The sequence below is a fragment of the Micromonospora sp. NBC_00330 genome (genome assembly GCF_036136635.1).
In the GTDB taxonomy this organism is placed as follows: Bacteria; Actinomycetota; Actinomycetes; order Mycobacteriales; family Micromonosporaceae; genus Micromonospora; species Micromonospora salmantinae.
The window spans coordinates 3,279,688-3,304,012 of sequence record NZ_CP108012.1; the positions used below are offsets into that span (position 1 = coordinate 3,279,688).

The window sequence follows — 24,325 nt, forward strand, 5'->3', positions numbered from 1 at the left end:
GCGTGACCGTGTCGGGGCGGGCGTTGACCGGTCATGGCACGAACGCGGAGGGCAGCCCGAGTTCGGCCCGGGCCACCTCGATGAAGTGGCGCTCCGCCTCCCACAGGGCGTCGAACCGATCGGCGGGCAAAGCCTCGGCCTCGCTACCCGCTCGTGTGGCCGCCAGGAGTCGGGCCTGGCGCACCAGCTCCGACGAGCCGCTCACCACCTCGACGTTGCCGGCCACCAGCCGAAGCGCGGTCTTGGTGCTCTCCAGCCGCTCCCGGTAGCGGCTGCCCTCGTCGTCGAAGAACGGCATGAGATCACCCGGATCACGCGGGCGCGGCACCGCGGTGATGCGCGCCGCCGGGTTGAGGACGTGGGCCACGTACTCCCGGACGGCGCCGATGAAGTCGGTGTACGCGTTCAGCCGGATGTCTCGCCACTGTCGATCCTGGTCGCGCCGCCACAGCCGATCCTGAGCCCGGACGGTGAGCCACCCACCGATCAGGACGGCCAGCATTGTCGTCGTCGCGGTGACACCCGCCTGGATCAGACTCACCGGCACCACCGTTCGTATTGATCGGTGGCTCACCCTACCGTCCGTTGGCACCCGCCCCGGAGGTCGCGGGACGGCTCAGCCACGGAACACGCAGACGTCGGTTGGATATCGATCTCAACCAATGTATCGTGGGAACGCTCCCAGACCGCGTCCACCACCCACCTGCTCGAGGAGCTGAACATGTCACGACGACGTCGTCGCCCGGCCGCCATGCTGGCCGGGTTGCTCGTTCTGGCCCTGGCTGGGTCTCTGTCGCCACCATCGCCGGTGGCCGGCACCGCTGCGGCCGGCCCATCCAAACCCCGTGCTGTAGCACTCGCTGAGCTGACCGTGGTTTCCGAACGGGTGGCTTTCGGTCTGCAGCGTCCGATCGCGATCACCGGGCTGCCGGACGGCCGGATGCTGATCGCGGAGAAGAACGGCACTGTCCGCGCCTACCACCCCGACACCGGCCTGGCACCCGACCCGGTGATCGACCTGACCGCCCGGATCGACACGTCGGACAACGAGCGTGGCCTTCTCGGCATCACTCCGGCGCCGAACTTCGCGCGAACCGGAATGCTCTACGTGGCCTACACGAGCCTGCCGGCCGGCGCGCTGACCCTGGCGCGAGTGCCCATCAACGCTCCTGATCGGGTGCAGGTGCTGCTCACCCAGGAGCACGCCGAGTACGGCAACCACAACGGCGGACAGGTGGCCTTCGGCCGCGACGGCTACCTGTACTGGTCCCTCGGCGACGGTGGCTACGCGAACGACCCCTACAAGAGCGGCCAGAACCTCGGCACCCTGCTCGGCAAGATTCTGCGGATCGACGTCAACCGCAGCTGCGGGGGGAAGCCCTACTGCGTGCCCTACGACAACCCGTTCGTCCGCACGGCGGGCGCGCGGCCGGAAATCTGGGTCTACGGGCTGCGCAACCCGTGGAAGTTCTCCATCGACCCGGCCGACAACTCGCTGTGGATCGGTGACGTCGGCCAGGGTCTGATCGAGGAGATCAACCACGTCCGCCCGTCGCAGCGTGGCGCGAACCTCGGCTGGTCCTGCCGAGAGGGCACGCCGGTCTTCGACGCGACGCAGTGCCGGCCGGGCGTGCGGCTCACCGACCCGATCGTCGAGTACGACCACTACATGACGGAGAACTGCTCCATCATCGGCGGCCTGGTGTACCGGGGGTCCGTCACCCCGGAGGCGCGGGGCACCTACATCGCCAGCGACTACTGCTCGACCCGCGCCTTCGCCGTGCGTCCCAAGTCCACGGGCGGCTACGAGTCCGCTGAGATCGGCACCTTCCCGACCCAGCCGACGGCGTTCGGCGCCGATGTGAACGGCGAGCTGTACGTGCTCAGTGACCTCCCGGGATGGCTGAGCAAGGTGCGGTTCGAGCGGGTCCAGCCGACCCCCACCGGCGGGGCGACGATCCGCTGAACCTCGGGTGACACCCGCGCTACCTCTGGGGACGGCCGCATTCGGCGGCCGTCCCCAGGCTCACTTCGAAGCAGGCTCGGGCAGCAGGATCCACATCCTGGCTCAGAAGAGGGTCGGCTGTGACGGATCGTCGAAACCGTGGTCAGGCTGACGCCGCCCCCGCTCGGAGTTGGTCGCGCCCCACCAGCTCGTACGATCGGGGTCAAGGTGAGGCGGCTCAAGGCTTCCGTTGAGCCACCCGTCGAGCCAATCCACGAGAGAAACCCCCTCTTCGTAGAACGAGTGTTCGCCGAGGCCCGAGTTCGGGTCAAAGCCCCACATCACCGCCGTCTGCCCTGCGCAGTCGACATACGAGTAGATCGCACATCCCCAATGGGCGATCGGCAGCAGGCCGGCGGGTTCTCGAGGATGGAGTCGATCGACAGCGGTACGCCCGAGATCGTCCGTGCAACCGCCCGCAACGCCGAGCACGGGGCCGAAGCCGCCATTGGCGACCTCCACGTAGATGCGTCGAAGCAGCGGCGGCAGCGGATACCCGAGCACCTGTTCAGCGTCGTCGACAGCTTGGGCAGAGGCAGGCTCAAGCGGTGGCAGCGGCTCGACAGCGTCGACTGCCAGCGCGGCAAGGTGTTCCTGCGATCCACGTGCCACGAGCCACCGGGTGTCGTCGGGCACGGGACTCACCATCCACATGCCGTTCGCGTCAACGCAGCCAGGGCGGATGTACACGTCATCGCTGTAGTCGCGAGCCGCCACGCGAGCGGCGATGCCCCGCAACACCTCGTCTTCGCGCATCCGCCCAGTATCCTTCGCCGGTCGGCCCGCCAATGCCCGCCGGAGGGCAGCCAGTAGGCCCACGGCCGGCGACGGCGTCCGCGAGGGACACAGCCAGGTCTCTGCTGTAAGTAACGTACGGAAATGACAAGAAGTGAGCGCATCGCGGACCAGCTCGACCGGCACTGGCACAAGAACCTGCGGCCGCGGTTGCACGGCCTCGCCGATGAGGAGTACTTCTGGGAGCCGGTGCGGGGCTGCTGGAGCATCCGCCGACGTGGCACGTCGGCCGCACCGATGTCGGCGGGTTCGGGGGAATGGACGATGGACTTCGCGTCCCCTGACCCGGTGCCGGCGCCGGTGACCACGATTGCCTGGCGGCTGGCGCACGTCGTCGTCTCCTGCCTGGGCTATCGGGTCGGATGGCACTTCGGCGGCCAGGACGTCGACTCCCAGACGTTCGCCTACGCGGGGACCGCCGACGAGGCGCTGAAACAACTCGACGAGACGTACGGGAGATGGAACGCGGGGGTCCGCGAACTCTCGGACGCCGACCTGGAGAATCCGCCCACTGTGGGTCCCGAACGGTTCCCCATGGAGGGCATCGTCCTGCACGTCAACAGGGAGCTGATCCATCACGGCGCCGAGATTTCCCTGCTGCGCGACCTCTACCGCTGGCAGGACGAAGCCGCGCCGCGCCGCGTATGACTTCCGGTAACCGGTGATCGCTGGGTGCGGTTCGCTGGTGGTCTGCCGGCACGGCCGGGTCGTGGTGGTGTACCGAACGGGCCTCCGTCAGACCGGCCCGCCGCCGATGCCGATCTCGTTGCCGTCCGGGTCGCGGAAGGTGGCCATGCGGACGCCGTTGTCGTAGGTCTCGCGCCCGGCCGGTTCCAGGCCGCGCTCGGCGATCTGTGCGATGCGGGCGTCGAAGTCGCTGACGAAGACGGTGTGCATGGCGTGCCCGGCATGGTCGGGCCGCACCTCGATGAACACGTACCGGTGTTCGGCGAGTTCCCACACCGCCTCGGTGTCGTTCGGCAGGAACGAGGGCGGGGCGCCGAGGAGTCGCTCGTACCAGGCCGCCGCGGCCGCGTAGTCGCGAACGGGGATGCCCGCGAACAGATCTACGGTCATGACGCCATGCTAGGGGCTCGGCCCCGGCGGATCAGGAGGATAACCATCGCCCTGGTGCGGCGCCCGACCTTCGGCGCTGCCGGCCCTCCGTTCGGCCAGCATCCGCCGCTGGCGCCCGAGTGGGGCGGCACCAGCCCTAACGGCCTCATAAGCTCCACGGGCTCCACTGATCAATCCCACGGAGGAACCCGGTAATGCCCAAGCAACTCGCCCGGCGCTGGCTTGCCGGGTTCGGCGTCGTAGGCGCGCTCATCGCCGCCTCCGCCATCCCCGCCTTCGCCACCCCTGCCGCCGGGGACCTCGATTACTACGCCAAGGATGTGGTTGTCGCCCCCGGCGGCCCTGCAAAAGGATCGAACCTCTTTGCCCGCACCCGCACCAGCACCATGGAGTGGGGCGAATACACCGTCAAGGTGGACCGGAGCAAGGTCGCTGGCTTCGCCGACGTACGGAACGGCAACGACAGTAACGCCTGTACGGAGTCCGGTGCGATCCTCACCTGCAAGGTGGTGGCGGAGGAGAACGACTACTACACGTACATCACCATGGTCAACCTGGTCGTGCGGGCGAAGAAGAGCGCCACGCCCGACCAGCGGGGCGAAATCACGTTCACCGTCACCGATCGCGACGGCGGTTCGGCCACCCACCACTCGAGCGTCAGCATCGGTGAGGGCGTGGATCTCGCCGGCATCGAGCAGGGGCTCCAGCTGACAGGCGCCCTCGGCGGCACGCTCGACGTCCCGCTCACAGTGGCCAACCGCGGCGAAAAGACCGTCCATGACGTGGTGCTGTACTTCGAAGGCGGCTACGGCTTCGGCCCGTCGAAGCGGTACAAGAACTGCGAGTACAGCCCCACCGACGCCTTCCGCCACGCCTTCGCCTGCCGGTTCCCCAACACCATCGAGCCGGGCGGCGCCGCACGGCTGGACTCCAGCTTCGGTTTCACAGTGCCGGCCGACGATTCGGCCCCGAACGGTCACACCGGCTCGGCGCGCTGGCACACGCCGGCAGACTGGGAGGAGTTCCAGTCCTTCAACCCAGCGCGACTTGGGCAGCAGGGCACCGAGGGGGAGCTCAGGCTTGAGCCGCTCGGTCTGCAAAGCAGGTCGCGGCAGACAGATATCAACGACCAAAACGGCAGTACGGTGATGAGACTCCAGGTCAGCGGTGACCAGGGGGCTGAGGTGGCGGCGCTCGGGACGCCGGCGACCGCGACCGGAAAGGTCGGCGCCACGGTGCCGTTGAAGGTCGGCTACGTCAACAACGGCCCGGCGGCTGTCAACGTCGACGGAGCCAAGGATCTCCGGGCCCGTACCGTGCTCTCGCTGCCGAGTGGCGTCACTGCCGTACGCGTTCCGATGACCTGCTCGAGCTACGGCGACTGGGTGCCGGGAAAGCTCGGCGCCAAGGAGTACCACTGCGCCGAGCACAAACGCCTGGCGCAGGGCGAGAAGATCGAGTACGAGTTCGAGCTGCGCCTCGACGAGGCCGGCACCCGGGCCGCACAGGTGCGGCTGACCTTCGACGCGGGCGTGGACATCAACCCAACCAACGACAGCGCGACGGTCACCATCGTCGCGAGCGCTGACGGCGGGAGCGAGAACCCCGGCGGGGATGACGGCCAGGGAGGCGGGGACACCGACGGCTCGCTGCCGATCACCGGTGCCAAGGCCGGCGTGACCGCCGCCATCGGTGGCGTACTGCTCGCCGCCGGCGCGGCGGTCTTCGTGGCGGTCCGCCGCCGCAAGACCCGCTTCGTCGCCTGATCTACTCCCTGCACCAACCGTGCCCCGTCGACCTCAGGTCGGCGGGGCACGGCTCGCCCTCATGACCTGCCGTGACTCCGCACGGTCGTCGCCCTGGCGCTCAAGAGCACTCGGCAGTGAGATCGTGCGGCCTGCCGCAGCAGTTAGTGACCTCGGTCCGGGCGGAGGAAGCACGACAGCAGTTCCCTGAACTCCTGCGGGTGCTCGATCGCCGGCACGTGTCCGCATCGGCCGAACACGTGCAGACGGACGTCGGCCAGGTGGTCGAGCAGGGGCTGGGCTGCCGTCTCGAGCGGGGTGACCCGGTCCTCGGCGCCGTGGACGAGCAGCACTGGCGCACGCACCGCTGCCAGCGTTTGCGCCGAGAGGGTCAGCTCGTCGACCCACCGTGCCCTGGGTGGCGGGAACAACGACGCGAATGCGGCGGCCCCCGCTCGCATCGCGGCTGCACGGGCGTCGACTGCCGAATCGGTCACGAGCGCTTGGTCGAGGACGAGGCGACTCAGCATGTCCCGTGCCCCGATCGGGCCGGCGGGGGCGGCCCAGATCGCGTCGAGCTCGGCGGACAGCGGCGCCCCGGGGGCGCCCATCGTCGAGACCGCCACGACATGGGTGACCTGCTGGGGGCGCGCGGCAGCCAACGCCAGCGCCACCGCGCCGCCCACCGAGTGACCCACCACGGCGTAGTGCTCGATACCGAGAGCGTCCATCAGGCCTGCGGCCTGCTCCGTCCACAGCCGGAGCCCACCCCTGGAGCCCGCCGGGACGGGTGTACGGCCGAACCCCGCCTGGTCAGGAGCCACCAGGTGCCAGGACGCGCCCAGCGCCTGCGCCGTCGTTGCCCAGGCGCCGGACCCGGTCGTGCCGGGTCCGGAGCCGTGCAGCATCAGCACCGCGGGCCCCGTGCCGCTCTCCAGGACGTGGACGGGGCAACCGTCGACTGTGACGGTCCGAAGTGCGGTCACCGGGGCAGGCCCGCTGTGCTCATGCCGATGCGGGGTCGACGGACTTCGAAAAGAGCTCCATCATCGCCCTGCCGAACTGCGGCATGTCGGGCCATCCCCGGCAGGAGACGAGGTTGCCGTCCACGACGTCGGGAGCGTCGATGACCGTCGCGCCCGCGTTCTCCATGTCACCGGTGATCGGGGGGAAGCACGCCGTCTTCCGACCCTTCAGCAGCCCGTACACCGCTGGTACCTGCGCGCCGTGGCACACCAACGCGATGGGAAGGTTGCGCGCGAAGAAGTGCTCGGTGATGCGCCTGACGTCGGCGTCGACCCGGATCCACTCGGGGGCACGTCCCCCGGGAATGATGAGGGCGTCGTAGCGCTCGACGTCGACCTGGGCCCAGGGCACGTCGACCGGCAGCTTGCGGCCGTTCTTCTCCACGTAGGCGTCGGAGTTGGGGTCGAACTCGTGGATGACCAGTTGCACGTCGCGCATCGTCCGTGACGAGACGTCGACGTCCCAGCCGCCCTCCTGCACACGGTAGTAGGGATACATGGTGTCGAGCTCCTCGGCGGCGTCGCCGGTCAGGAGCAGCGCTCTGGGCACCTGCTTCTCCTCGCATCTGGGGGCGGGTGAGGTGGATCCAATCCGATCCGATCAGGATTGAGTCAGCATTCCTGGGCCCAGCGCGCTCGTCAAGCCTCTACCGCCATTACGCCCGCACCCTCGATCTCGTCGAACAGCCGTCGAAAACGCTCGCCGGACCGCAGGATGTGCCGACGCATCGCGTAGGCGGCGGCGTCGGGGTCACGCGCGGCGATCGCTGCCACAACTTCCTCGTGCTCGGCCATGGCCAGGTGAGTGACCTGGGTGTCGTGGTGAAGCCGGAACAGGTGCACGTGGCTGTGCAGGCGAGCGAGCGCTTCCCGGATGACCTGGTTCTCCGCGCTCAGGGCGACGAGATCGTGGAAAGCGGCGTCGCGTAGCCCGAAGGCGCCATAGGCCGCGGGTCCGTTGCCCCCCTCCAGCTCCGCCATCTCCTCCAGCATCCGTCGCAGACCGGCCACCTGCTCCGAGGATGCGCGTTCGGCGGACCTGCGCGCCGCCGCCGGCTCGAGGAGCAGGCGGACCTCGAGCATGTCCTCGAATCGATGACGGGTGATTTGGGGGGGAATGCGGTAGCCAGCATGGGGCACACGCACGACCAGGCCCTCGGCCTCCATGCGGTTCAGAGCATCTCGGATCGGGGTCTGCGAGACCCCAAGCTCTCGCGCCAGGACGTCGATCGTGACGCGGGAGCCAGGCTCGATCCGTAGCGACATCAGCTGTCCGAGCAGCGTGTCGTACACCTCGTCGGCAAGCCGGCCGCCAGATCTTCCCGGCGGCGTTCCACCCGTCACGGCCCTACGGCCCCGCGCGATCATCGCTTCGTCGTCCATCGTGACGTGACGTCCTTTCTTGCACCTTCGGGAACCTGTTGACATCAGTCACAAGGCTGCGACATGCTGACGCCCCCACTGGATCGTATAGGAAAAGTGACGGGTGCCTGGCATCCAGCACCATCGCGGAACCGCCCGCGATCGCTCTACTTCGATCACGTGAAGCTCCCATGAGCGTGCTCGAGCCGGTCCGCGGGTCGGCCCCCGCGTCAGCCCGGCGACACGCCTGAACAACCAGCAACTGCTCGGCGAAGCACATAGCGAGGTTCTAGAAGTCCCCATCCAGAAAGCAGGCTTGAAAATGCGCCATCCGAAGCGAATAGGAAGAGTGTCCGCTCCCGGCCGAAAGGTACTGCTGGCGACAGCGGCCATGCTGCTGGTTGCCACGACCGTGACGGCTTGCGGCGAGGGCAAGGACGACGGCGAGAAGGCGAGCGCCCCCAAGGCGCCGGCGACCATCCCCGAGCTCACCAAGGACCCGCTGACCCTCAGCTTCATCTGGTTCGACTGGCCGCCCGCCAAGGCACTGGAAGCCTTCGCGAACGCGGAGTACAAGAAGGAGCGGCCGAACGCGACCATCAAGGTCAACACCGTGCCGAACGCGAACTGGCACGACGCCATGTTCACCCAGTTCGCCGCGCGCAAGACCGACTTCGACATCGCGATCCTGGACTCGCAACACATCGGCGAGGCCGTGACGAACGGCAACATCCTCGACCTCACCGACTTCGTCAAGGAGAACATCGACGTCGCGGCCTACAACCCGTACCTCCTGGCGGCGTACGGCCAGTTCCCCCAGGCGGAGACGGGCAAACGCGACGAGAACGCCAGCCTGTACGGACTGCCGCTGCTCGGCGACACCTGGACGATGATCTACCGCAAGGACCTGATCGGCGACAAGCCGCCGCAGACCTGGGACCAGATGATCTCAGCCGCCGAGAAGTGCCAGGCGGAGAACCCTGGCGTCAGCGGGCTGGCTTTCCACCAGGCCAACGGCTCCGATGCCGCGGCCGTCACCTACAACACTGTCAACGGCGTCTACGGCGGCAACCTCTGGGATTCCAAGGCACGCAAGATCGATGGCGTCATCAACGACGCTGCCGGCCAGGAGGCGATGGACGTCCTGGTCAACAAGATGAAGCCGCTGACCGCCAAGGGCTCCGGCAACTGGTTCATCGACGAGGTGAACGCGGCTGTCGCCCAGGGCAAGGCCTGTATCGCGTTCAACTGGATCGCCGCGAGCGGCGGCCTGCTCGATCCGAAGCAGTCGACGCTCGGCACCAGCCGGGAGCAGATTCTCGACAAGCTCGGTTTCGCCACCCTGCCGAGCCAGAAGACGAACCTGGTCCCTCTCGGCGGTATGGGGATGCACGTGTCGGCCTACTCCGCCACGGCGAACCAGACCGAGGCCCTGAACTTCATGAAGTGGTTCGAGCGGGCTGACGTCCAGAAGAAGTGGGCCGCGGCCGGTGGCGTGCCATCGCGTACGGACGCCCTGGAGTCGCCCGAGTTCCTCAATGCCGGGCCGTTCAACCAGGTGTACACCGACTCGGTTCCGCGGATGCGGGACATGTGGAACGTGCCCGAGTACGCGCGCCTCGTCGACATCGAGAACACCAACGTGAACGCGGCCCTCAACGGCGCGAAGAAGCCGAAGGATGCGCTCGACGACATCGCCAAGGAGCAGCAGGGCGTGCTCGACTCGAGCAGCCGCAAGGGCGGCGGCGGACTGTGAGTGACCCCGCCCCTCTGACGACCGACGATTCCGGGCAGGTGGCGTCCGTGAGGCCCCCTGCCCGGGGTCGGTCCCCCCGGCTGAGCGATCGCGGGCTCGCCGTGGCCTTCATCTCCCCCGCGATGCTGCTGTTGCTCGCCATGTCGGTGTTCCCGTTGCTGTGGGCGTTGTACCTGTCCTTCACCGACTACTCGGCCACCCGCGGAGGGCCCGCCAACGTCATCGGGTTCGGGAACTACACCGCCATCCTGACGTCGGCGCAGGTCCACACGAGGGCCCTGACGACGTTGATCTACGTGGTCGGCGCGGTCGGCCTGCAGACAGTGCTCGGATTCGGCATCGCCTACCTGATCTCCCGGCGCACGCATGGGCGAGGAGTGCTGACCACTCTGTTCCTGGTTCCGATGATGCTGTCGCCGGTCGTGGTCGGGCTGTTCTGGCGATTCATGCTCGACGCGCAGTTCGGCGTGGTCAACAGCATGCTCGGCTCGCTCGGCCTGGGGCAGGTGGAGTGGCTCACCCGGCAGCGGACGGCACTGCTGTCCCTGATCGTTGTCGACACCTGGCAATGGACGCCGTTCATCATGCTCATCGCACTCGCGGGCCTCACCGCGGTTCCCAAGTACCTCTACGAGGCCGCCTCGATCGACCGGGCCTCCGAATGGTTCCGGTTCCGCACCATCACTCTTCCGCTGGTGTGGCCACTGCTTCTCATCGCCGTGATGTTCAGGGCCATCGAGGCATTCCGGCTGTTCGACCTCGTCTACATCCTCACCAACGGAGGTCCGGGCGTCTCCACCGAGACGTTGTCGTTCCACATCTACAAGGTCGCGTTCCTGGGCTTCAACACCGGAACCGCTTCGGCGTACGGGATCCTCATGGTCCTCGTCGTCATCGTCCTCACGCAGTTCTACCTGCGCTACCTGAACAAGCTCAAGGAGGGCTGATGGCCGTCTCCGTCGACGAGGCCGTGTCCACAGGTCCTGCCCGGGATCACACGCCGCCCGCGCGCCGCCTGGGCGGCCGAGGCCGCTCCGTGCTGGAGGTCGCGCTGCTGACCGTGCTGGCCGTCGTGATGCTCTTTCCGGTGCTGTGGATGATCGAGACGTCCATCAAGGAGAACCGGGACGTCTACTCCATCCCGGCCAAGTTCTTCGACTTCAAGATCACTTTCAGTCATTACAAGGACGTGTTCGTCGACCCCGACGGCGGTCGCTCAGCGTTGTCCGTCGCGTTCCTCAACTCCGTAGTGGTCGCCGGGGTCTCCACGGTGCTGGCCACAGTGCTGGGGGTCCCGGCGGCCTGGGCCTACTCACGCTTCGCCGTGAAGGCCAAGAAGGACCAACTGTTCTTCATCCTGTCCACCCGCTTCATGCCGCCCGTGGTGGTCGTGGTCCCGATCTTCCTCATGTACCGCCAGGTCGGACTCATCGACAACAAGCTCGGCCTGATCCTCATCTACACCGCGTTCAACGTCCCGTTCACCATCTGGATGATGAAGGGGTTCGTCGACGAGGTGCCCGCGGAGTACGAGGATGCCGCCATGCTCGACGGCTACACCCGTTTGCAGGCGTTCCGGCGATTCACCCTTCCCCTGCTCGTGCCCGGCATCGCCGCGACGGCGGTCTTCGCACTCATCTTCTCCTGGAACGAGTTCGTGTTCGCCACCTTCCTCACCTCCAGCGACGACGTCCGGACGGCCCCACCCGCCATCGCCGGCCTCATCGGCGGCACCACCACCGACTGGGGTCTCGTGGCCGCCGCCTCCGTGGTGTTCGCCCTACCGGTGCTCGTCTTCGCGTACCTCGTGCGCAAGCACCTCATCGCCGGTGTGACGCTCGGGGCGGTGCGGCGCTGATGGCCGGCATCGAGGTGACCGCGCTGCACAAGCGCTACCCGGACGGGACGGTCGCAGTTGAACACGTGGACCTGTCCATCGGCCACGGCGAGCTGTTCGTGATGCTCGGCCCCTCGGGTTGCGGCAAGACGACCACGCTGCGGGCCATAGCGGGCCTGGAGAGGCAGACGACGGGCGACATCCGCATCGGCGACAGGCTGGTCAACGACCTGCCGCCCGCCGAGCGCGACATCGCCATGGTGTTTCAGTTCTACGCCCTCTACCCGCACCTGAAGACCCGCGACAACCTGGCGTTCCCGCTGCGGGCAGAGGGACTGCCCAAGCCGGAGGTGCACGAGCGGGTCACCGAGGCCGCCCGGCTGATGCGGCTCGGTCCGCTCCTGGACCGGCGACCGCGCCAGCTGTCCGGCGGGGAGCAGCAGCGCGTCGCGCTCGCTCGCGCCCTGGTGCGACGACCGCGCGCCTTCCTCATGGACGAACCTCTCACCAATCTGGACGCGGAGCTGAGGGCGGACATGCGCACGGAGATCAAGCACCTTCAGGGAGAGCTGGGGGCGACGATGGTCTACGTCACCCACGACCAGGTCGAGGCGATGTCGCTCGGTCACCGAATCGCCATCCTCAACAAGGGCCGCGTCGAGCAGATCGGCACGCCGCTGGAGGTCTACGACCGCCCGGCGAGTCTCTTCTGCGCCGCTTTCATCGGCTCCCCGCCGATGAACCTGATCGAGGTTGAGGTGGCCGACGGGCAGCTACGCAGTCAGGGCGGACTGGTCCTCACGCCACCGCCAGGCCTGCCGCGCGACCGTCGCCTGATCGCCGGTGTCCGGCCGGAGGCGCTGGAAGTCACGGAACCGGAGGCCGAACGTTCGATCCCGGCCCGCGTGGTCTCGGCGGAGTGGCTGGGCGACGAAATCATCTACGTGGTCGACCACGGCGGCCAGCGCGACGTACGGGTTCGGATGCCACCGACTGTCCGTTTCGCCGCTGACGCAACGGTCGGGCTGCGGCACACCGGCGGGACCCCGGCGGTCTACGACGTGAGCACGGAAGAGCTGGTGGCCTGATGGGAACCGTGGCGGTGCAGGGGCTGCGCAAGTCCTTCGGAAAGGTCCAGGCGCTGGACGGGGTGACGCTGGACGTGCCGGACGGCTCGTTCTTCGTCGTGCTGGGGCCCTCCGGGGCTGGCAAGACGACGACCCTGCGAGCGATAGCCGGCCTTGACAAGCTCGACGCCGGGTCGGTGCACCTGGACGGCCGGGACGCGACCGGTGACACCCCGGCCGCACGCGACCTGGCCATGGTCTTCCAGAGCTACGCCCTTTACCCGCGACACACGGTGTACGAGAACATCGCGTCGCCGCTGCGGGCACGCCGCTGCTCGTCGACCGAGATCGCCGCTGCCGTCGAGCAGATGTCGGGCCTGCTGCACATCGAACGTCTGCTGCAGCGTCGTCCCGCGCAGTTGTCGGGCGGTGAGATGCAGCGTGTCGCCCTGGCCCGGGCGCTGGTCCGCAGCCCGCGCGCGTTTCTCATGGACGAGCCGCTGACGAACCTCGACCTCAAGCTCCGCGTCGAGATGCGCACCGAACTCACCCGCATCCACCGGAGCCTCGGGGCGACCTTCGTCTACGTGACGAACGACCAGGTCGAGGCCCTGTCCATGGCCGACCAGGTGGCGGTTCTCAAGGAGGGGACGGTGCAACAGGTCGGAACGCCGACCGAGGTGTACGAGCGGCCGGCCAACCAGTGGGTCGCCGGATTCGTCGGGAGCCCGCCGATCAGCCTGCTCGCCTGCCACACCGAGGGAGATCGTCTGGTCGGTGCGCAAGGCTGGACGTTGCCACGGCCCCGCTGGACCACGGCTGAGGACGGTCGTGAGCTGCTGCTGGGCCTGCGGGCGGAGGACCTGTCAGTCGAGCAGCGTGGGAACGCGTCGTTGTCGGGTGAGCTCTACGGGCTTGAGCCGCTCGGTGACCGAACGGTGGTCGACGTCCGGGTGGGGACGGAGATCCTCAAGGTCAAGGCACGACCTACCGTCACCGGTACGCCGGGCGAGCGGCTGCACGTCACTGTCGACCTGGACCGTGCGCACCTGTTCGATGCGGGCACCGGGCTGTCGCTGTCCGAGGCGGGGCGGTAACGGCGCGCGGCGGCGACGGCGACGTGCGCCCGCACGCGGCAATCGAGTCTCGGCGGACCGTCATCAGTGCCCACGACCTGACGACGCTGAGACGGCCGTGGTCCCAGAAGGCGATCGGTGGCGCGGAGCGTCGCCTTGCAGACCACGCCGAGGCCACAGTCGACCCGCCCGGCACCCTCGCCCCCGACGAGGGCGTGTGACCCGTCCGTCTACGCGCACAGCGCGATCGCTGAGGCATGCCGGACATCACGAAGAAGATCACAGGAGGCGACGCGATGAGTGACCCGATGAACGTCCTGGCCCCCGAGCATCGACGGCTCCGGATCGGCGACGCCTGGCGTGACGCCGCAAGCGGAGCGACCTTCGCCGTCGAGGACCCGGCCACCGGCAAGACCATCGCCGAGGTGGCGGACGCCGACGTCGTTGACGGGCTCGCCGCCCTGGACGCGGCGAGCAGGGCGATGGCGGAGTGGGCGGCGACCCCGCCGCGCAAACGGTCAGAGTTGTTGACCGCGACGTACCGGGCACTGACCGAGCGATCCGAGGAGGTCGCCCGGCTGATAACGCTCGAGATGGGCAAGCCGCTCGCCGAGGCTCGGGGGGAGGTGGCCTACGGCGCCGAGTTCTTCCGTTGGTTCGCCGAGGAGGCGGTGCGCGTCGAGGGGCGCTACAGCATCGCTCCCGCGGGTGGATACCGCATCCTCACCGTGCCGAAGCCGGTCGGACCGTGCGTCTTCGTGACGCCCTGGAACTTCCCGTTGGCCATGGGTGCCCGCAAGATCGCTCCTGCGCTGGCCGCGGGCTGCACGACGATCACCAAGCCAGCAGGCCAGACGCCACTCACCATGCTGTTCCTGGCCCGCATCATGGAGGAGGTCGGCGTTCCCCCGGGCGTCGTCAACGTGGTGACCACCAAGCGTTCCGGCGAGGTGGTCTCCGCACTGCTGGCCGACAGTCGGACCCGCAAGCTCTCGTTCACCGGGTCGACCGAGGTCGGGCGCGTACTGCTACGACAGGCCGCGGACAACGTGCTGCGCACCTCCATGGAACTGGGCGGCAACGCGGCCTTGATCGTGTGTGCCGACGCCGACCTGGACGTCGCGCTCGACGGTGCCATGGTGGCCAAGATGCGCAACATCGGGGAGTCCTGCATCGCGGCCAACCGGATCTACGTCGAGGAGCCCGTACGCGAGGAGTTCGCGGCACGCTTCGCCGAGCGGATGAGCGCGCTTTCGGTGGGCCACGGTCTCGACGACGGCGTGAACGTCGGGGCGTTGATCGACGATGCCTCGGTCACCAAGATCCACGAGCTCGTCGCCGACGCGGTCGATCGCGGCGCCCGGGTACTGGTGGGCGGCGAGCGCCCGGACGGGCCGGGCCACTTCTACCCGCCTACCGTCCTCGTCGACGTGCCCGAAGATGCGCGGATGCTGAAGGCGGAGATCTTCGGCCCGGTGGCGCCGATCATCTCGTTCACGTCCGACGACGAGGTGATGGCGAAGGCCAACGACACCGAGCACGGCCTGGCCGGATACGTCTTCACGCGTGACCTCCAGCGGGCGCTCCGGTTCGCCGAAGGGCTGGATACGGGGATGCTCGGCATCAACCGTGGTCTGATATCGGATCCGTCAGCTCCGTTCGGAGGCGTGAAGCAGTCCGGGATCGGCAAGGAGGGGTCGCACGAGGGCATCCTCGAATACCTCGACCTCACCTACGTGGCGATCGACCTACCGTGACCGGCCTGCTGCTGCAGGGGGCCGACCTTGCCGACGCCGTCCGGGTCTCGCAGGTGACCTGGACGTCCGCCCAGCACATCGCCGCCGACGTTCCGGAGAGGCACCGACATGCTTGAGACCGTCCGCGGACCACGCCAGCTGATAGTGGGCGAAGGGGTCGCGCAGAACATCCCACGAGTGGTGGCCGAAAGTGGCTCGCGAGTCCTCATCGTGACCGACCAGGTTCTCCTGGGGCAGCCGGGCGTGGCCGAGATCGTGGCCGCCGTGCGGGAGAAGGTCACTGTCGTCGAGGTGTTCTCCGACGCGACCCCAGACGTGCCCCTCTCCGATGTCGCACTGGCTGTCGCGGTCGCCGCCGAGGTGGACGCCGACGTGATCCTCGCCATCGGCGGTGGCACGGTGATCGACCTCGCCAAAATCGTCGGCGTCATCCGCCGCCACGGTGGGACGCCGCGCGACTTCTACGGCGAGTCGAGGGTGCCGGGGCCGACGATTCCTCTCGTCGCGGTCCCGACGACGTCAGGCACCGGCTCCGAGCTCACGCCCGTCTCGGTGTTGACCGACCCGGACCGCGAGCTGAAGGTGGGCGTTTCCAGCGTCCACATCGTGCCCGACTTCGCCATCGTCGATCCCGAACTCACCTACACCTGCCCTGCCACCGTCACCGCCCACTCCGGCATCGACGCGTTCTGTCACGCGGTGGAGAGCTACACCGCCCGACCCTGGGCCCACGGACCGCGCGACCCGGTGGAGCAGGTGTTCCTCGGCCGCAACCCGATCACCGATCACTACGCGCTCCGCGCAGCGGAGCGGATCGCCCGCAGCCTGCGTCGTGCTGTCAGGGACGGAGGCGACACGGACGCGCGCGCGGACATGTCCTATGGGTCCATGCTCGCCGGGCTCGCCTTTTCCCACGCGGGCAACGCGGCTCCGCACGCTCTCCAGTACCCCATCGGCGCAGCCACGCACACGCCGCACGGCGTGGGCGTCGGGCTGCTACTGCCCTATGCGCTGGACGCGGCCAAGGATGCCATCAGCGACCGGTTGGCCATCCTCGCCCGGGTGTGCGGGCTCGACGTGACCGACGCCTCGGATGCCGAGGCCGCAGAAACGTTCCTCACCTGGCTCGACGAACTCCTGGCCGACATCGGCATCCCTCGCACCTTGGCGGACATCGGCGTGGCACGCGCCGACCTCCCGCGCTTCGCGGAGATGGCCAGTGGCGTCACCCGCCTGATCCAGAACCATCCAGGCCCAACCGACACCGCCAGCCTGACCGCGATCCTCGAAGCGGCCTGGACCGGGGACCGGAACCGACACGCCCTGACCCCGAGCAGAGACAGTGACCGGTCTTCCACGTGACGACGAGTGCCCTCCCCCACCCGGAGTGTCGGAATACTCGGCTACGCCATCGCGCTCGACGTGGCAGTCCTCCCTGGGGCTGATCCGTCCCAGACGAGCGTTGGTCGGATCATGCCGTGCTCTGGCTCAAGTCGGTGACGGATACAAGGCACGTCGACCGGCATGGCTGCACAAATAGCTGTACGGCCGCGCTGCCGATGGAGCGGCCGCAGCATCATTAGCGGATGAGCGATCCCAAGATGCAGGTACGAGCACGGGTGCGGCACGAGCCTGACCGCTCATACGCCGTACTGGTCGAGGGTCCGGACGGCGAGGTGGAGGTAGGCCGCACGGGTAGGACAGCGGATCTCTGGACACTGGCCCAGGCCGGTGCAGCTCGTCTGTTCGGTGAAAGCCTTGGGGCGGACAACCTCACCCTGCACGTCCCGCAGCCGCCCTACGGCCAGGACGGGCAGTGGGTTCGCATCATCGCCGTGGAGAACCCGGACGACCCCTCAGAGAGCGCCGACATCGGCGTCCTGGCGCAGGCGCGCTGGTTCGGCCACGAAGGCGCCTGGTTTGTGACAGTCACCGGCACGGGTGCCAGCATCGTTCCGAGCGAGTTCTTGGACTTCGAACCGGTTGTCACGGATGAAGAAGTGGCGGCGTTCCACGCCTACGTCGCCGCTGCGGCCGCAAGCTGAGGCCCTACCGGACGAATGCGCTTGTCACCGCATGCAGGTCTGCTCTGCTGCCTGGGCGAGGGTTGACGGGATCGCCACCCATCCCCGAGCCTGAGCGCCCCGCCGAAGGCAGGTGGGGCGGCACGATCTACTGCCCCACGATCGGCGGTGCGCTTCCCAACGTCGGCAAGAGCTGGAACAGCGTAGGGTCGGCGTGCAGTGAAGGATTTCGCTTCCGCCGCGGGGCGCCTTCCGTCACCTGCACGCCGCGATCAGGCGAGTACCACGCTGCACGTTCACCGACCTGCTCCAGGAGGTTCGATCATGTCCAAGGACTCGACGAGCAAGGCGAACGTCAAGAAGAAGGGCAAGACGATCAAGGAGAAGCAGACTGCGAAGCGCCTGAAGCGCGACGAGCAGAACGGGCAATCCTCGAACATCGTGCCCACCGGGCGCTGACGCCGGCAGCATCCCTCAATTCTCGGAACACGGCGATGAAGGTGGGGACTGACAATCGTCGGGTCCCCACCTGCGCTGCTGCCGCAGAGCTGCGGGCCAGTCGCAGAATCCAGAGGATCCGGCCGGCGCCGGGACGCCATCCGAGGAACAGCAGACCAGGGATGACGAGCTACGCCCCATTTCGAGATGAGAGCCGCAGGCGGCACCGCTGCGTTGGAGCTGGCTGACGCAGCGAGCACGAAGTCCCCAACGCCCACCGACGCCGCTCCCGCGCGCCTTGGGCACCTCAAGAATCCGCTGCGGCCTGCTGCTGCGGCGCGAGCGCTCTGCCGATCATCTTCCGGTCACAGGCGGATACGAACAGCCACAGCCCCATCATCAGGCTGGGCCACCACCTCCGGACCACCGCCACGCCCCAGCCGCACTCTGCCGGTCCCCGACACCGCCGTCGGCGAGACCGTTGACCTCCGCCGGCTGCCTGGCCACGATCATTCGTACCACCACCGCGTACGCCGACAGACCGCACCGAATCGCCTACCCGTCAGCCCGGCATGCGACGCTCAAGCTTCGCGACCAAGAGGCCACGCCGGCGTGGCCCCGGACACCACCGCCAAAGCCCGCACAATCCCTGGCATGACAGCACAGCCCCAACCCCACACCCCTTGTGCCCGGAGGAACGCAGACCATGGACCACGCATCTCAGCTCATTCAGGAGCGGAGTGCCCCGCCGGCCACGCTGGTGATCTTCGGCGCCTCCGGTGACCTGACCCGCCGCAAGCTGCTGCCCGCAATCGAGAGCCTGGCTCGGCACGAGCGGCTCCCGGACCAGTTCGCGCTGGTCGGCGTCGCGCGTACGTCGATGACCGAGGAGCAGTTCGCCGAGAGCGTCCTCGGCGAACGCACCCTCGCCAGCAAGCGCCAGCTCCAGGGCGGCGTGCGGTACGTGGCCGGCGGCTACGACGACCCGGAGACCTACAAGCGGCTCGTGGAGACCCTCGACGAGTTGGACGCACAGCGGGGCACGTCCGGCAACCGGCTCTTCTATCTGTCCACCCCGGCCGGGGCCTTCGAGCCGGTGATCAACGGACTGGCCGGTGTCGGGCTCAACCAGCCACGCGAAGGCTCTTTCTCCCGCCTGGTCATCGAGAAGCCGTACGGGCGCGACCTGGTCACGGCCCGCGAGCTCGACGGCGTCGTGCACAGCGCGTTCGACGAGCACCAGGTCTTTCGTATCGATCACTATCTGGGCAAGGACACCGTCCAGAACGTGCTGGCGCTGCGCTTCGCGAACTCGATCTTCCAGCCCATCTGGGATCGCTCCTGGGTGGACCACGTGCAGATCACCGTCGCCGAAACCCTCGGCGTCGGCAGCCGTGGCGGCTTCTACGAGGACGCCGGCGCGATGCGGGACATCGTGCAGAACCACGTGCTCCAGGTCCTCGCGCTGGCACTGATGGAGCCACCGGCCTCATTCGAGGCTGAGGGCCTGCGCAACGAGAAGGTGAAGCTGCTGCAGGCGATCCGGCTCCCCACCGACCGTGACATCGCCGAGGCCGCGGTCCGGGGACAGTACACCCGCGGCGGCACCCGCGAGGAGCTGATGGCCGGCTACCGCGAGGAGTCCGGCGTCGACCCCCTGTCGCGGACCGAGACCTACGCCGCGATGCGGCTCAACGTGGACAACTGGCGCTGGGCCGGGGTGCCGTTCTACGTACGCACCGGCAAGCGCCTGCCGGCCCGGCTCACCGAGGTGGCACTGCAGTTCCAGCGGCCGCCGCACCTGCCGATCCCGACCGACCAGCTCACCGGCCTCGATGCTGACGCGCTGATCCTGCGGATCCAGCCGAACGAGGGCATCTCGCTGCGCTTCGGTGCCAAAGTGCCGGGCCACTCCTTCCGGGTCCGTACCGCCACAATGGAGTTCTCCTACGACCAGACGTTCGTCGAGGAGTCCCCGGAGGCGTACGAGCGGCTGCTCCTGGACGCGCTGATCGGTGACGCGTCGCTGTTCATCCGCAGCGACGAGGTGCAGCAGTGCTGGCGGATCGTCGACCCGATCATCGACAACTGGGCGAAGGACAACTCGCCGATCCCCACCTACGAGGCCGCCTCCTGGGGCCCGACCGACGCCGACCGGCTCATCGGCCGGCACGGCCGCAAGTGGCGCAACTCCGCGTGACCCTGCCACCACGAGTGGGACCGCGCTGCTCAGACCGATCGCTTGGTCTCACCATCGACGCGCAGCGCGGTCCGCTCACTGAGCCGGTCATCGAAGTCCATCGAGGGCGGGCGGCGCGCCGACGGACTGCTGCACGCCGACTTACGCCTCCCGGGCCAGCTGTGGAACAGGCCAGCGACCGAATGACAGACATCGATGAGGGCTGGCATGATGTTGCCCGTGCTCGCGATCATGCCGCCGGCCGTGCCGGCACCCGGCGAGGTGGGTGAACTCCTCCGGCGAGCGGCCAGGCGTCATCACCCTGACGCGGTGTTCGTTCCACACGACGCGATACCGACACTGCTTCGGCGAATGCGGGTGGGCGACAGCACGCCAGCCACCGTTCGGCACGGCCTGGCCGCGCTGGAGCACCTACGCCTCTACGGCGGCACGGTGGCCTCTGCCGACGTGTTGTTCACCAGGGCACTGCGACCATCGCCGCCATCCGCGGAGGTCCTGACGACATCCCTACGTAGCCCCGGTCGAGCAACCTGCCGGGTGCTGCGGTCGTCGCCGGGCCACCCTGTCATCGCGGACGCGATCGAGATGGCTCTCCAGCACATCCGTCGGGGGCCGGTCGTCATGCCAGCCGGCGCGTACCTCGTCGACCGGGCCTTGACCACCGCGCTGGGCCGTCACGGTATTGCTGACAGTCAATGCAGTTGGCGCGGGTCGGTTCACGAGGTACACCCGATCCTCGCCCGCTACCTCGGCTGTCCCGCCGACCCAGGCGGGATCCAGGCTGCCGCGGACGCAGCCGCGGCCATCGGACTGTCGGTACAGGAGTGGGACCGCCACGACGAGACACGCCTGCTGCTGCACACCCCAGCCGACTATCTGATGCGGCACGACTCGCTGTTCTCCGACCTGCTACGACGAGCACTCGGCGCGCCTCCGCTCGATCGTCCGACGGCCACGCCGGCTCACCTCGGCGGGCACAAGCACCGCACGAACTTTGACATCGGCTCGCTCCTGGCGATCCGTGACGCGACCGGCGCCCGGACGATGGTCGATCTGGGTTGCGGCCCCGGTGGCATGGTCTTCGCGGGGCGCCACGCCGGAATAGCGGCCATCGGCATCGACGGCGACCCTGCCATACCGGACGGTCCATGGCTCGTCCGCCAGGATTTGACCGTCGGTGCGCCCTCGGTGGCCGGAGGGTGGGACCTTGGCTGGTGTGTCGAGTTCCTTGAGCACGTCGACAGCGCGCACGAACACCACTACATGACGGTGCTCGCCGCGTGTCAGTGGGTCGTCGCGACGCTGGCCAGGCCCGGCCAGCCCGGTCACCACCACGTCAACTGTCAGCCCCTGCCGCACTGGAGGGAGTTGTTTGCTCGATACGGACTGGACCACTCCCCCAGCCTCACCGCACTCGCGCGCTCGTCCTCCACGATGTACAGCAACTTCATGCGCGAACAGGGTTTCGTCTTCGTCCGGCGGGAGCGATGACGTCCCGGTCGCTGTACCTGTGCTTCGATGCCGGCGACAGGGCATACCAGCCGGACTTGCTGCTGCGCGAGGTCATCGACGCCATCCAGGAGACTGACGCGGGCCGGTTCGACGTGACGCTCCTCGCCTACGCCAGCAGCGTCGAAGTTCTGCGGCACCGTGGCGAACCGGCTGACGTGCCGGCCGTGCAGGCACCGGGATCAAGCCGCGCGTTCGGCTCGCTGCTGCGGCACCTGGTCAGTGCCGTCGCGGCCGACGCCGGTGGCGTGCCAGCCCGGTGCCTGCTGACCTTGCTCGGAAAACCGACGGACACCTGGACCGCCCCGGCCAGAGAGCTTCAGTCACTACGACGCCAAGGCGCTTTGGACGTCGTGGTCGGGGTGGGAAGCCCGCTCCGAGCAGCTACCCGTCCGTTATGGGCAGTGTGCGACAATGTGCGAACCTTCGGAGAAGGGACCAGCCCTCAGACGCTGGCACGTCACGTCGCCGCACTCATACTGGGGAATGCCTGACATGCTCCTGAACGTCATCCTGTTGGTGGTTGGCGGAATTACCGGGGTTGCGGCCGATCGCTGCTACGACGCCGCGCTGCGGTGGTGGCTGCGCCTTCGGACGGGTCGGGCCCACGAGCGGTTGGCCGAGGTTCGGCGGGACGGCACCCTACAGGCAACGGCGCTGGCACTCCACGAACCACGAGTCCCGAGTCTCGTGCCGTACGTGCTCGACGTGGCCGGAAAATCTTTGAAGTTACCCATTTTGATTCGCGAGGAGTGGCTTGTCGACCGCCGCCTCGACCCGGAGTCCGACGACTTCATGCGGATGGCCTCCGGCTCCGACAATCGATTCCCGAGCCGCCCCCTCCAGCACTTGATCGTCTCGGCCCAGACGAACGTGTTCGAAGGGCAGATCTGCTACGTCATGGAACACCCGGAGGAATGGGACGCCCACCGTCCCTGGATCATGGGTGTTTGTCCGTACAGCGCTTACGCGGCCTTCTTCCGCGAAATAGAGGCGGACCCCCGCCGCTGGTTCGGCATCCGCAACAGGCGCCGACGGATCCGGCTGTTCGCCGACCCGCTCGCCGCGATCAAGAAGCGAGAGCGCCCGATCGTCGTGGGTGCCACCGTGATACTGGCTGAACGGCGACCCGACGGGGCTCATGTGCTGCTTCAGCGGCGATCGATGGAGGTGTTCGTCGACCCAGGTGCCGCCTCGTTCATTCCCGTCTTCGGATTGGAACCCAACTGCATCGGTGACACGCAGAGTGGGTTGGGGCTGTTGCAGTACAACTTCCTGCGCGAAGTAGGGGAAGAGCTCTTCAACCTTCCCGAGTTGCACGACGCTGCGTCTGTTCCGCGCCTGAACCCAGACTGGCTGCGGATGATGAAGCCGATCGCGGATATCGAGACAGAATGGCGTGCCGGCCAGGTGCAATTCTCGGTGCTCGGCTGCGGAGTGGACCTCTGCAACCCCTCCATCCACTTCGTGGCCGTGGCATGGCACGACGCGGTTGAAGGTTGGTCGCACCTCCTGGCCGAAGCGCGCGGCAACTGGGAGGTCGCGGTCGGCGCCGCCGGTTCGACAAGCCTCCGGTTCGTCCGACTCGACGGCGGCGAACTGGAGCGGCTGGTCCTCGACGGCGAACTGACTCCTACGAGCGCCTTCGCGTACGGACTGACTCGATCCTGGTTGGCCGAGCACGGCCACGCGACCCCGACGGCCGGTGCCGACGTAGCTGCCCCCACTCAGCGGCAATAGCGCGAGACGGCCGACACGCTGATCGCAGTGGGCAACTGCGGCGAGAACGCCATCCACGGTGCCCGAGTGGATACGGCAAAACCGTTTGGCCGTACTTGTGAAGATCCCGTGCCGCCCCACCGCAACGGCGAGTGCGTCCGACAACCAGGCTGTGACTCACTGGCTCCGGACCGCCCCGATTCCGCTTCACCGCCGTTCCTCACGGTGAGGTTGCATCCTGACGGCGGTCCTTGACCTGACCCACCGCCCAGATGGGTCACAGGCCGGTTCGCCCGTCGATGCACTCGCGCAGGAGGTCGGCGTGGCCGGCGTGCCGCGCGTACTCCTCGATCACGTGGACGAGCACGTCGCGCGTGGCGTGGCTACCACCGTCGACCGGCACTTCGCGGCCCAGGTCGGCCTCCTCGAGTGCGTCGAGCCACTCGTCGGCCTTGGTGATCTCGGCCTTCCAGGTTGCGAAGGCGTCCTTCACCACCGCTGGGTCGGGGACCGCGTCACCGAAGTCCCAATCCGGGTCGTCCTCGTGCTTGGCGAGGCGCGGTGCGTCGGTCCGCCCTTGCAGCACGCGCTGGAACCAGTGGTTCTCCATCTGAGCCAGGTGGCGGACCAGGCCGAGCAAGCTCAGGGTGCTGGGCGGTACCGAGCGTCGGCCGAGCTGCTCGGCGTCCAATCCAGCGCACTTCATCTCTATGGTCAGACGGTAGTTACCGAGGTACTCCCGGTAGGTCGCCTTTTCGCCGACGGGCTGACCGAAGGTCCTGGGGTCGTCCTCGGGGGCGGTCCACAGTTTGCTCACGGCGCCACCCAATCGCGGGCGGACCGCACCAGTCAAGCGACTTGCGGTGCCCCACTTCGACGGCCACCAGGAGCAATTCGATCGCCGCTCGGGTCAAGCGCACCGTCGTGGCACTC

General features: G+C 68.0%; 24 protein-coding genes. 16 read left to right on the forward strand and 8 right to left on the reverse strand.

Annotation, left to right across the window (positions count from 1 at the left end):
• Positions 1 to 31: 31 nt before the first annotated feature.
• Complete coding sequence (locus OG598_RS14675) at positions 32 to 541, reverse strand: hypothetical protein (protein WP_328654966.1); 510 nt, start codon at positions 539 to 541, stop codon at positions 32 to 34.
• A 180-nt stretch (positions 542 to 721) separates the two neighbouring features.
• Between OG598_RS14675 and OG598_RS14680 the strand changes: the two genes are divergently transcribed.
• Positions 722 to 1,966, forward strand: coding sequence for a PQQ-dependent sugar dehydrogenase (locus tag OG598_RS14680; RefSeq protein WP_328654967.1), 1,245 nt, complete (start codon positions 722 to 724; stop codon positions 1,964 to 1,966).
• Positions 1,967 to 2,068: 102 nt separating this feature from the next.
• Here OG598_RS14680 and OG598_RS14685 read toward each other — a convergent pair whose 3' ends face one another.
• The gene (locus OG598_RS14685; RefSeq protein ID WP_328654968.1) at positions 2,069 to 2,761 is read right to left on the reverse strand and encodes a hypothetical protein; all 693 of its coding nucleotides are present in this window, start codon (positions 2,759 to 2,761) and stop codon (positions 2,069 to 2,071) included.
• A 123-nt stretch (positions 2,762 to 2,884) separates the two neighbouring features.
• On the opposite strand from OG598_RS14685, the gene OG598_RS14690 reads away from it, so the two are divergent.
• Positions 2,885 to 3,448, forward strand: a complete 564-nt coding sequence (locus OG598_RS14690) for a DinB family protein (RefSeq protein ID WP_328654969.1) — start codon at positions 2,885 to 2,887, stop codon at positions 3,446 to 3,448.
• A gap of 87 nt (positions 3,449 to 3,535) precedes the next feature.
• Here the strand turns inward: OG598_RS14690 and OG598_RS14695 are convergent, their stop codons facing one another.
• On the reverse strand, positions 3,536 to 3,877 hold the full coding sequence (locus tag OG598_RS14695) for a VOC family protein (RefSeq protein WP_328654970.1): 342 nt from the start codon (positions 3,875 to 3,877) through the stop codon (positions 3,536 to 3,538).
• Positions 3,878 to 4,071: 194 nt separating this feature from the next.
• On the opposite strand from OG598_RS14695, the gene OG598_RS14700 reads away from it, so the two are divergent.
• A complete protein-coding gene (locus OG598_RS14700; protein ID WP_328654971.1) occupies positions 4,072 to 5,643 on the forward strand; it encodes an LPXTG cell wall anchor domain-containing protein in 1,572 nt (523 codons plus the stop codon).
• 143 nt (positions 5,644 to 5,786) lie between these two features.
• Here the strand turns inward: OG598_RS14700 and OG598_RS14705 are convergent, their stop codons facing one another.
• From OG598_RS14705 to OG598_RS14715, 3 genes are all read right to left on the reverse strand, one after another.
• Positions 5,787 to 6,608, reverse strand: a complete 822-nt coding sequence (locus tag OG598_RS14705; RefSeq protein ID WP_328654972.1) for an alpha/beta fold hydrolase — start codon at positions 6,606 to 6,608, stop codon at positions 5,787 to 5,789.
• Between the two features lie 19 nt (positions 6,609 to 6,627).
• Entirely contained in the window at positions 6,628 to 7,197 is a 570-nt protein-coding gene (locus OG598_RS14710; RefSeq protein ID WP_210781253.1) for a DJ-1/PfpI family protein, read from the reverse strand.
• A gap of 89 nt (positions 7,198 to 7,286) precedes the next feature.
• Positions 7,287 to 8,030 carry a GntR family transcriptional regulator gene (locus OG598_RS14715; protein ID WP_328654973.1) on the reverse strand — a complete coding sequence of 248 codons (744 nt, stop codon included), beginning with the start codon at positions 8,028 to 8,030 and terminating at the stop codon, positions 7,287 to 7,289.
• A 391-nt stretch (positions 8,031 to 8,421) separates the two neighbouring features.
• On the opposite strand from OG598_RS14715, the gene OG598_RS14720 reads away from it, so the two are divergent.
• From OG598_RS14720 to zwf, 10 genes are all read left to right on the forward strand, one after another.
• Complete coding sequence (locus tag OG598_RS14720; protein WP_328654974.1) at positions 8,422 to 9,765, forward strand: extracellular solute-binding protein; 1,344 nt, start codon at positions 8,422 to 8,424, stop codon at positions 9,763 to 9,765.
• 47 nt (positions 9,766 to 9,812) lie between these two features.
• Positions 9,813 to 10,712, forward strand: a complete 900-nt coding sequence (locus tag OG598_RS14725; protein WP_328654975.1) for a carbohydrate ABC transporter permease — start codon at positions 9,813 to 9,815, stop codon at positions 10,710 to 10,712.
• Positions 10,712 to 11,623, forward strand: a complete 912-nt coding sequence (locus OG598_RS14730) for a carbohydrate ABC transporter permease (RefSeq protein WP_328654976.1) — start codon at positions 10,712 to 10,714, stop codon at positions 11,621 to 11,623. Before OG598_RS14725 ends, OG598_RS14730 begins: the two co-directional genes overlap by 1 nt.
• Entirely contained in the window at positions 11,623 to 12,690 is a 1,068-nt protein-coding gene (locus OG598_RS14735) for an ABC transporter ATP-binding protein (RefSeq protein ID WP_328654977.1), read from the forward strand. The genes OG598_RS14730 and OG598_RS14735 overlap by 1 nt, the downstream gene beginning before the upstream one ends.
• Positions 12,690 to 13,766 carry an ABC transporter ATP-binding protein gene (locus OG598_RS14740; protein WP_328654978.1) on the forward strand — a complete coding sequence of 359 codons (1,077 nt, stop codon included), beginning with the start codon at positions 12,690 to 12,692 and terminating at the stop codon, positions 13,764 to 13,766. Before OG598_RS14735 ends, OG598_RS14740 begins: the two co-directional genes overlap by 1 nt.
• 275 nt (positions 13,767 to 14,041) lie before the next feature.
• The gene (locus OG598_RS14745; protein ID WP_328654979.1) at positions 14,042 to 15,502 is read left to right on the forward strand and encodes an NAD-dependent succinate-semialdehyde dehydrogenase; all 1,461 of its coding nucleotides are present in this window, start codon (positions 14,042 to 14,044) and stop codon (positions 15,500 to 15,502) included.
• A gap of 108 nt (positions 15,503 to 15,610) precedes the next feature.
• The gene (locus tag OG598_RS14750; protein ID WP_328654980.1) at positions 15,611 to 16,864 is read left to right on the forward strand and encodes an iron-containing alcohol dehydrogenase; all 1,254 of its coding nucleotides are present in this window, start codon (positions 15,611 to 15,613) and stop codon (positions 16,862 to 16,864) included.
• A 224-nt stretch (positions 16,865 to 17,088) separates the two neighbouring features.
• Complete coding sequence (locus OG598_RS14755; protein WP_328654981.1) at positions 17,089 to 17,547, forward strand: hypothetical protein; 459 nt, start codon at positions 17,089 to 17,091, stop codon at positions 17,545 to 17,547.
• A 303-nt stretch (positions 17,548 to 17,850) separates the two neighbouring features.
• Positions 17,851 to 17,985, forward strand: coding sequence for a hypothetical protein (locus tag OG598_RS14760; protein WP_255750547.1), 135 nt, complete (start codon positions 17,851 to 17,853; stop codon positions 17,983 to 17,985).
• 685 nt (positions 17,986 to 18,670) lie between these two features.
• A complete protein-coding gene (gene zwf / locus OG598_RS14765) occupies positions 18,671 to 20,164 on the forward strand; it encodes a glucose-6-phosphate dehydrogenase (protein WP_328654982.1) in 1,494 nt (497 codons plus the stop codon).
• Between the two features lie 29 nt (positions 20,165 to 20,193).
• On the opposite strand, the gene OG598_RS14770 is transcribed toward zwf, so the two are convergent.
• The gene (locus OG598_RS14770; RefSeq protein WP_328654983.1) at positions 20,194 to 20,397 is read right to left on the reverse strand and encodes a hypothetical protein; all 204 of its coding nucleotides are present in this window, start codon (positions 20,395 to 20,397) and stop codon (positions 20,194 to 20,196) included.
• A 304-nt stretch (positions 20,398 to 20,701) separates the two neighbouring features.
• On the opposite strand from OG598_RS14770, the gene OG598_RS14775 reads away from it, so the two are divergent.
• Genes OG598_RS14775 through OG598_RS14785 form a run of 3 tightly spaced genes read left to right on the forward strand, consistent with a single transcriptional unit; the run spans position 20,702 to position 23,413 of the window.
• The gene (locus OG598_RS14775; protein WP_328654984.1) at positions 20,702 to 21,655 is read left to right on the forward strand and encodes a hypothetical protein; all 954 of its coding nucleotides are present in this window, start codon (positions 20,702 to 20,704) and stop codon (positions 21,653 to 21,655) included.
• Positions 21,656 to 21,711: 56 nt separating this feature from the next.
• Positions 21,712 to 22,167 (forward strand): hypothetical protein, encoded by a 456-nt coding sequence (locus OG598_RS14780; RefSeq protein ID WP_328654985.1) that lies wholly within the window; start codon positions 21,712 to 21,714, stop codon positions 22,165 to 22,167.
• A gap of 1 nt (position 22,168) precedes the next feature.
• Positions 22,169 to 23,413 (forward strand): hypothetical protein, encoded by a 1,245-nt coding sequence (locus tag OG598_RS14785; RefSeq protein WP_328654986.1) that lies wholly within the window; start codon positions 22,169 to 22,171, stop codon positions 23,411 to 23,413.
• A gap of 256 nt (positions 23,414 to 23,669) precedes the next feature.
• Here OG598_RS14785 and OG598_RS14790 read toward each other — a convergent pair whose 3' ends face one another.
• Positions 23,670 to 24,209 (reverse strand): DinB family protein, encoded by a 540-nt coding sequence (locus tag OG598_RS14790; protein ID WP_328654987.1) that lies wholly within the window; start codon positions 24,207 to 24,209, stop codon positions 23,670 to 23,672.
• Positions 24,210 to 24,325 lie beyond the last annotated feature (116 nt).

What these genes read in the sequence shown, in the direction of transcription:
- OG598_RS14680 (WP_328654967.1), top strand. Translation starts at nt 722, where the DNA reads ATGTCACGACGACGTCGTCGCCCGGCCGCCATGCTGGCCGGGTTGCTC.
- OG598_RS14685 (WP_328654968.1), bottom strand. Translation starts at nt 2,761, where the DNA reads ATGCGCGAAGACGAGGTGTTGCGGGGCATCGCCGCTCGCGTGGCGGCT.
- OG598_RS14690 (WP_328654969.1), top strand. Translation starts at nt 2,885, where the DNA reads ATGACAAGAAGTGAGCGCATCGCGGACCAGCTCGACCGGCACTGGCAC.
- OG598_RS14695 (WP_328654970.1), bottom strand. Translation starts at nt 3,877, where the DNA reads ATGACCGTAGATCTGTTCGCGGGCATCCCCGTTCGCGACTACGCGGCC.
- OG598_RS14700 (WP_328654971.1), top strand. Translation starts at nt 4,072, where the DNA reads ATGCCCAAGCAACTCGCCCGGCGCTGGCTTGCCGGGTTCGGCGTCGTA.
- OG598_RS14715 (WP_328654973.1), bottom strand. Translation starts at nt 8,030, where the DNA reads ATGGACGACGAAGCGATGATCGCGCGGGGCCGTAGGGCCGTGACGGGT.
- OG598_RS14730 (WP_328654976.1), top strand. Translation starts at nt 10,712, where the DNA reads ATGGCCGTCTCCGTCGACGAGGCCGTGTCCACAGGTCCTGCCCGGGAT.
- OG598_RS14735 (WP_328654977.1), top strand. Translation starts at nt 11,623, where the DNA reads ATGGCCGGCATCGAGGTGACCGCGCTGCACAAGCGCTACCCGGACGGG.
- OG598_RS14740 (WP_328654978.1), top strand. Translation starts at nt 12,690, where the DNA reads ATGGGAACCGTGGCGGTGCAGGGGCTGCGCAAGTCCTTCGGAAAGGTC.
- OG598_RS14745 (WP_328654979.1), top strand. Translation starts at nt 14,042, where the DNA reads ATGAGTGACCCGATGAACGTCCTGGCCCCCGAGCATCGACGGCTCCGG.
- OG598_RS14750 (WP_328654980.1), top strand. Translation starts at nt 15,611, where the DNA reads ATGCTTGAGACCGTCCGCGGACCACGCCAGCTGATAGTGGGCGAAGGG.
- OG598_RS14755 (WP_328654981.1), top strand. Translation starts at nt 17,089, where the DNA reads ATGAGCGATCCCAAGATGCAGGTACGAGCACGGGTGCGGCACGAGCCT.
- OG598_RS14760 (WP_255750547.1), top strand. Translation starts at nt 17,851, where the DNA reads ATGTCCAAGGACTCGACGAGCAAGGCGAACGTCAAGAAGAAGGGCAAG.
- zwf (WP_328654982.1), top strand. Translation starts at nt 18,671, where the DNA reads ATGGACCACGCATCTCAGCTCATTCAGGAGCGGAGTGCCCCGCCGGCC.
- OG598_RS14770 (WP_328654983.1), bottom strand. Translation starts at nt 20,397, where the DNA reads ATGATCGCGAGCACGGGCAACATCATGCCAGCCCTCATCGATGTCTGT.
- OG598_RS14785 (WP_328654986.1), top strand. Translation starts at nt 22,169, where the DNA reads ATGCTCCTGAACGTCATCCTGTTGGTGGTTGGCGGAATTACCGGGGTT.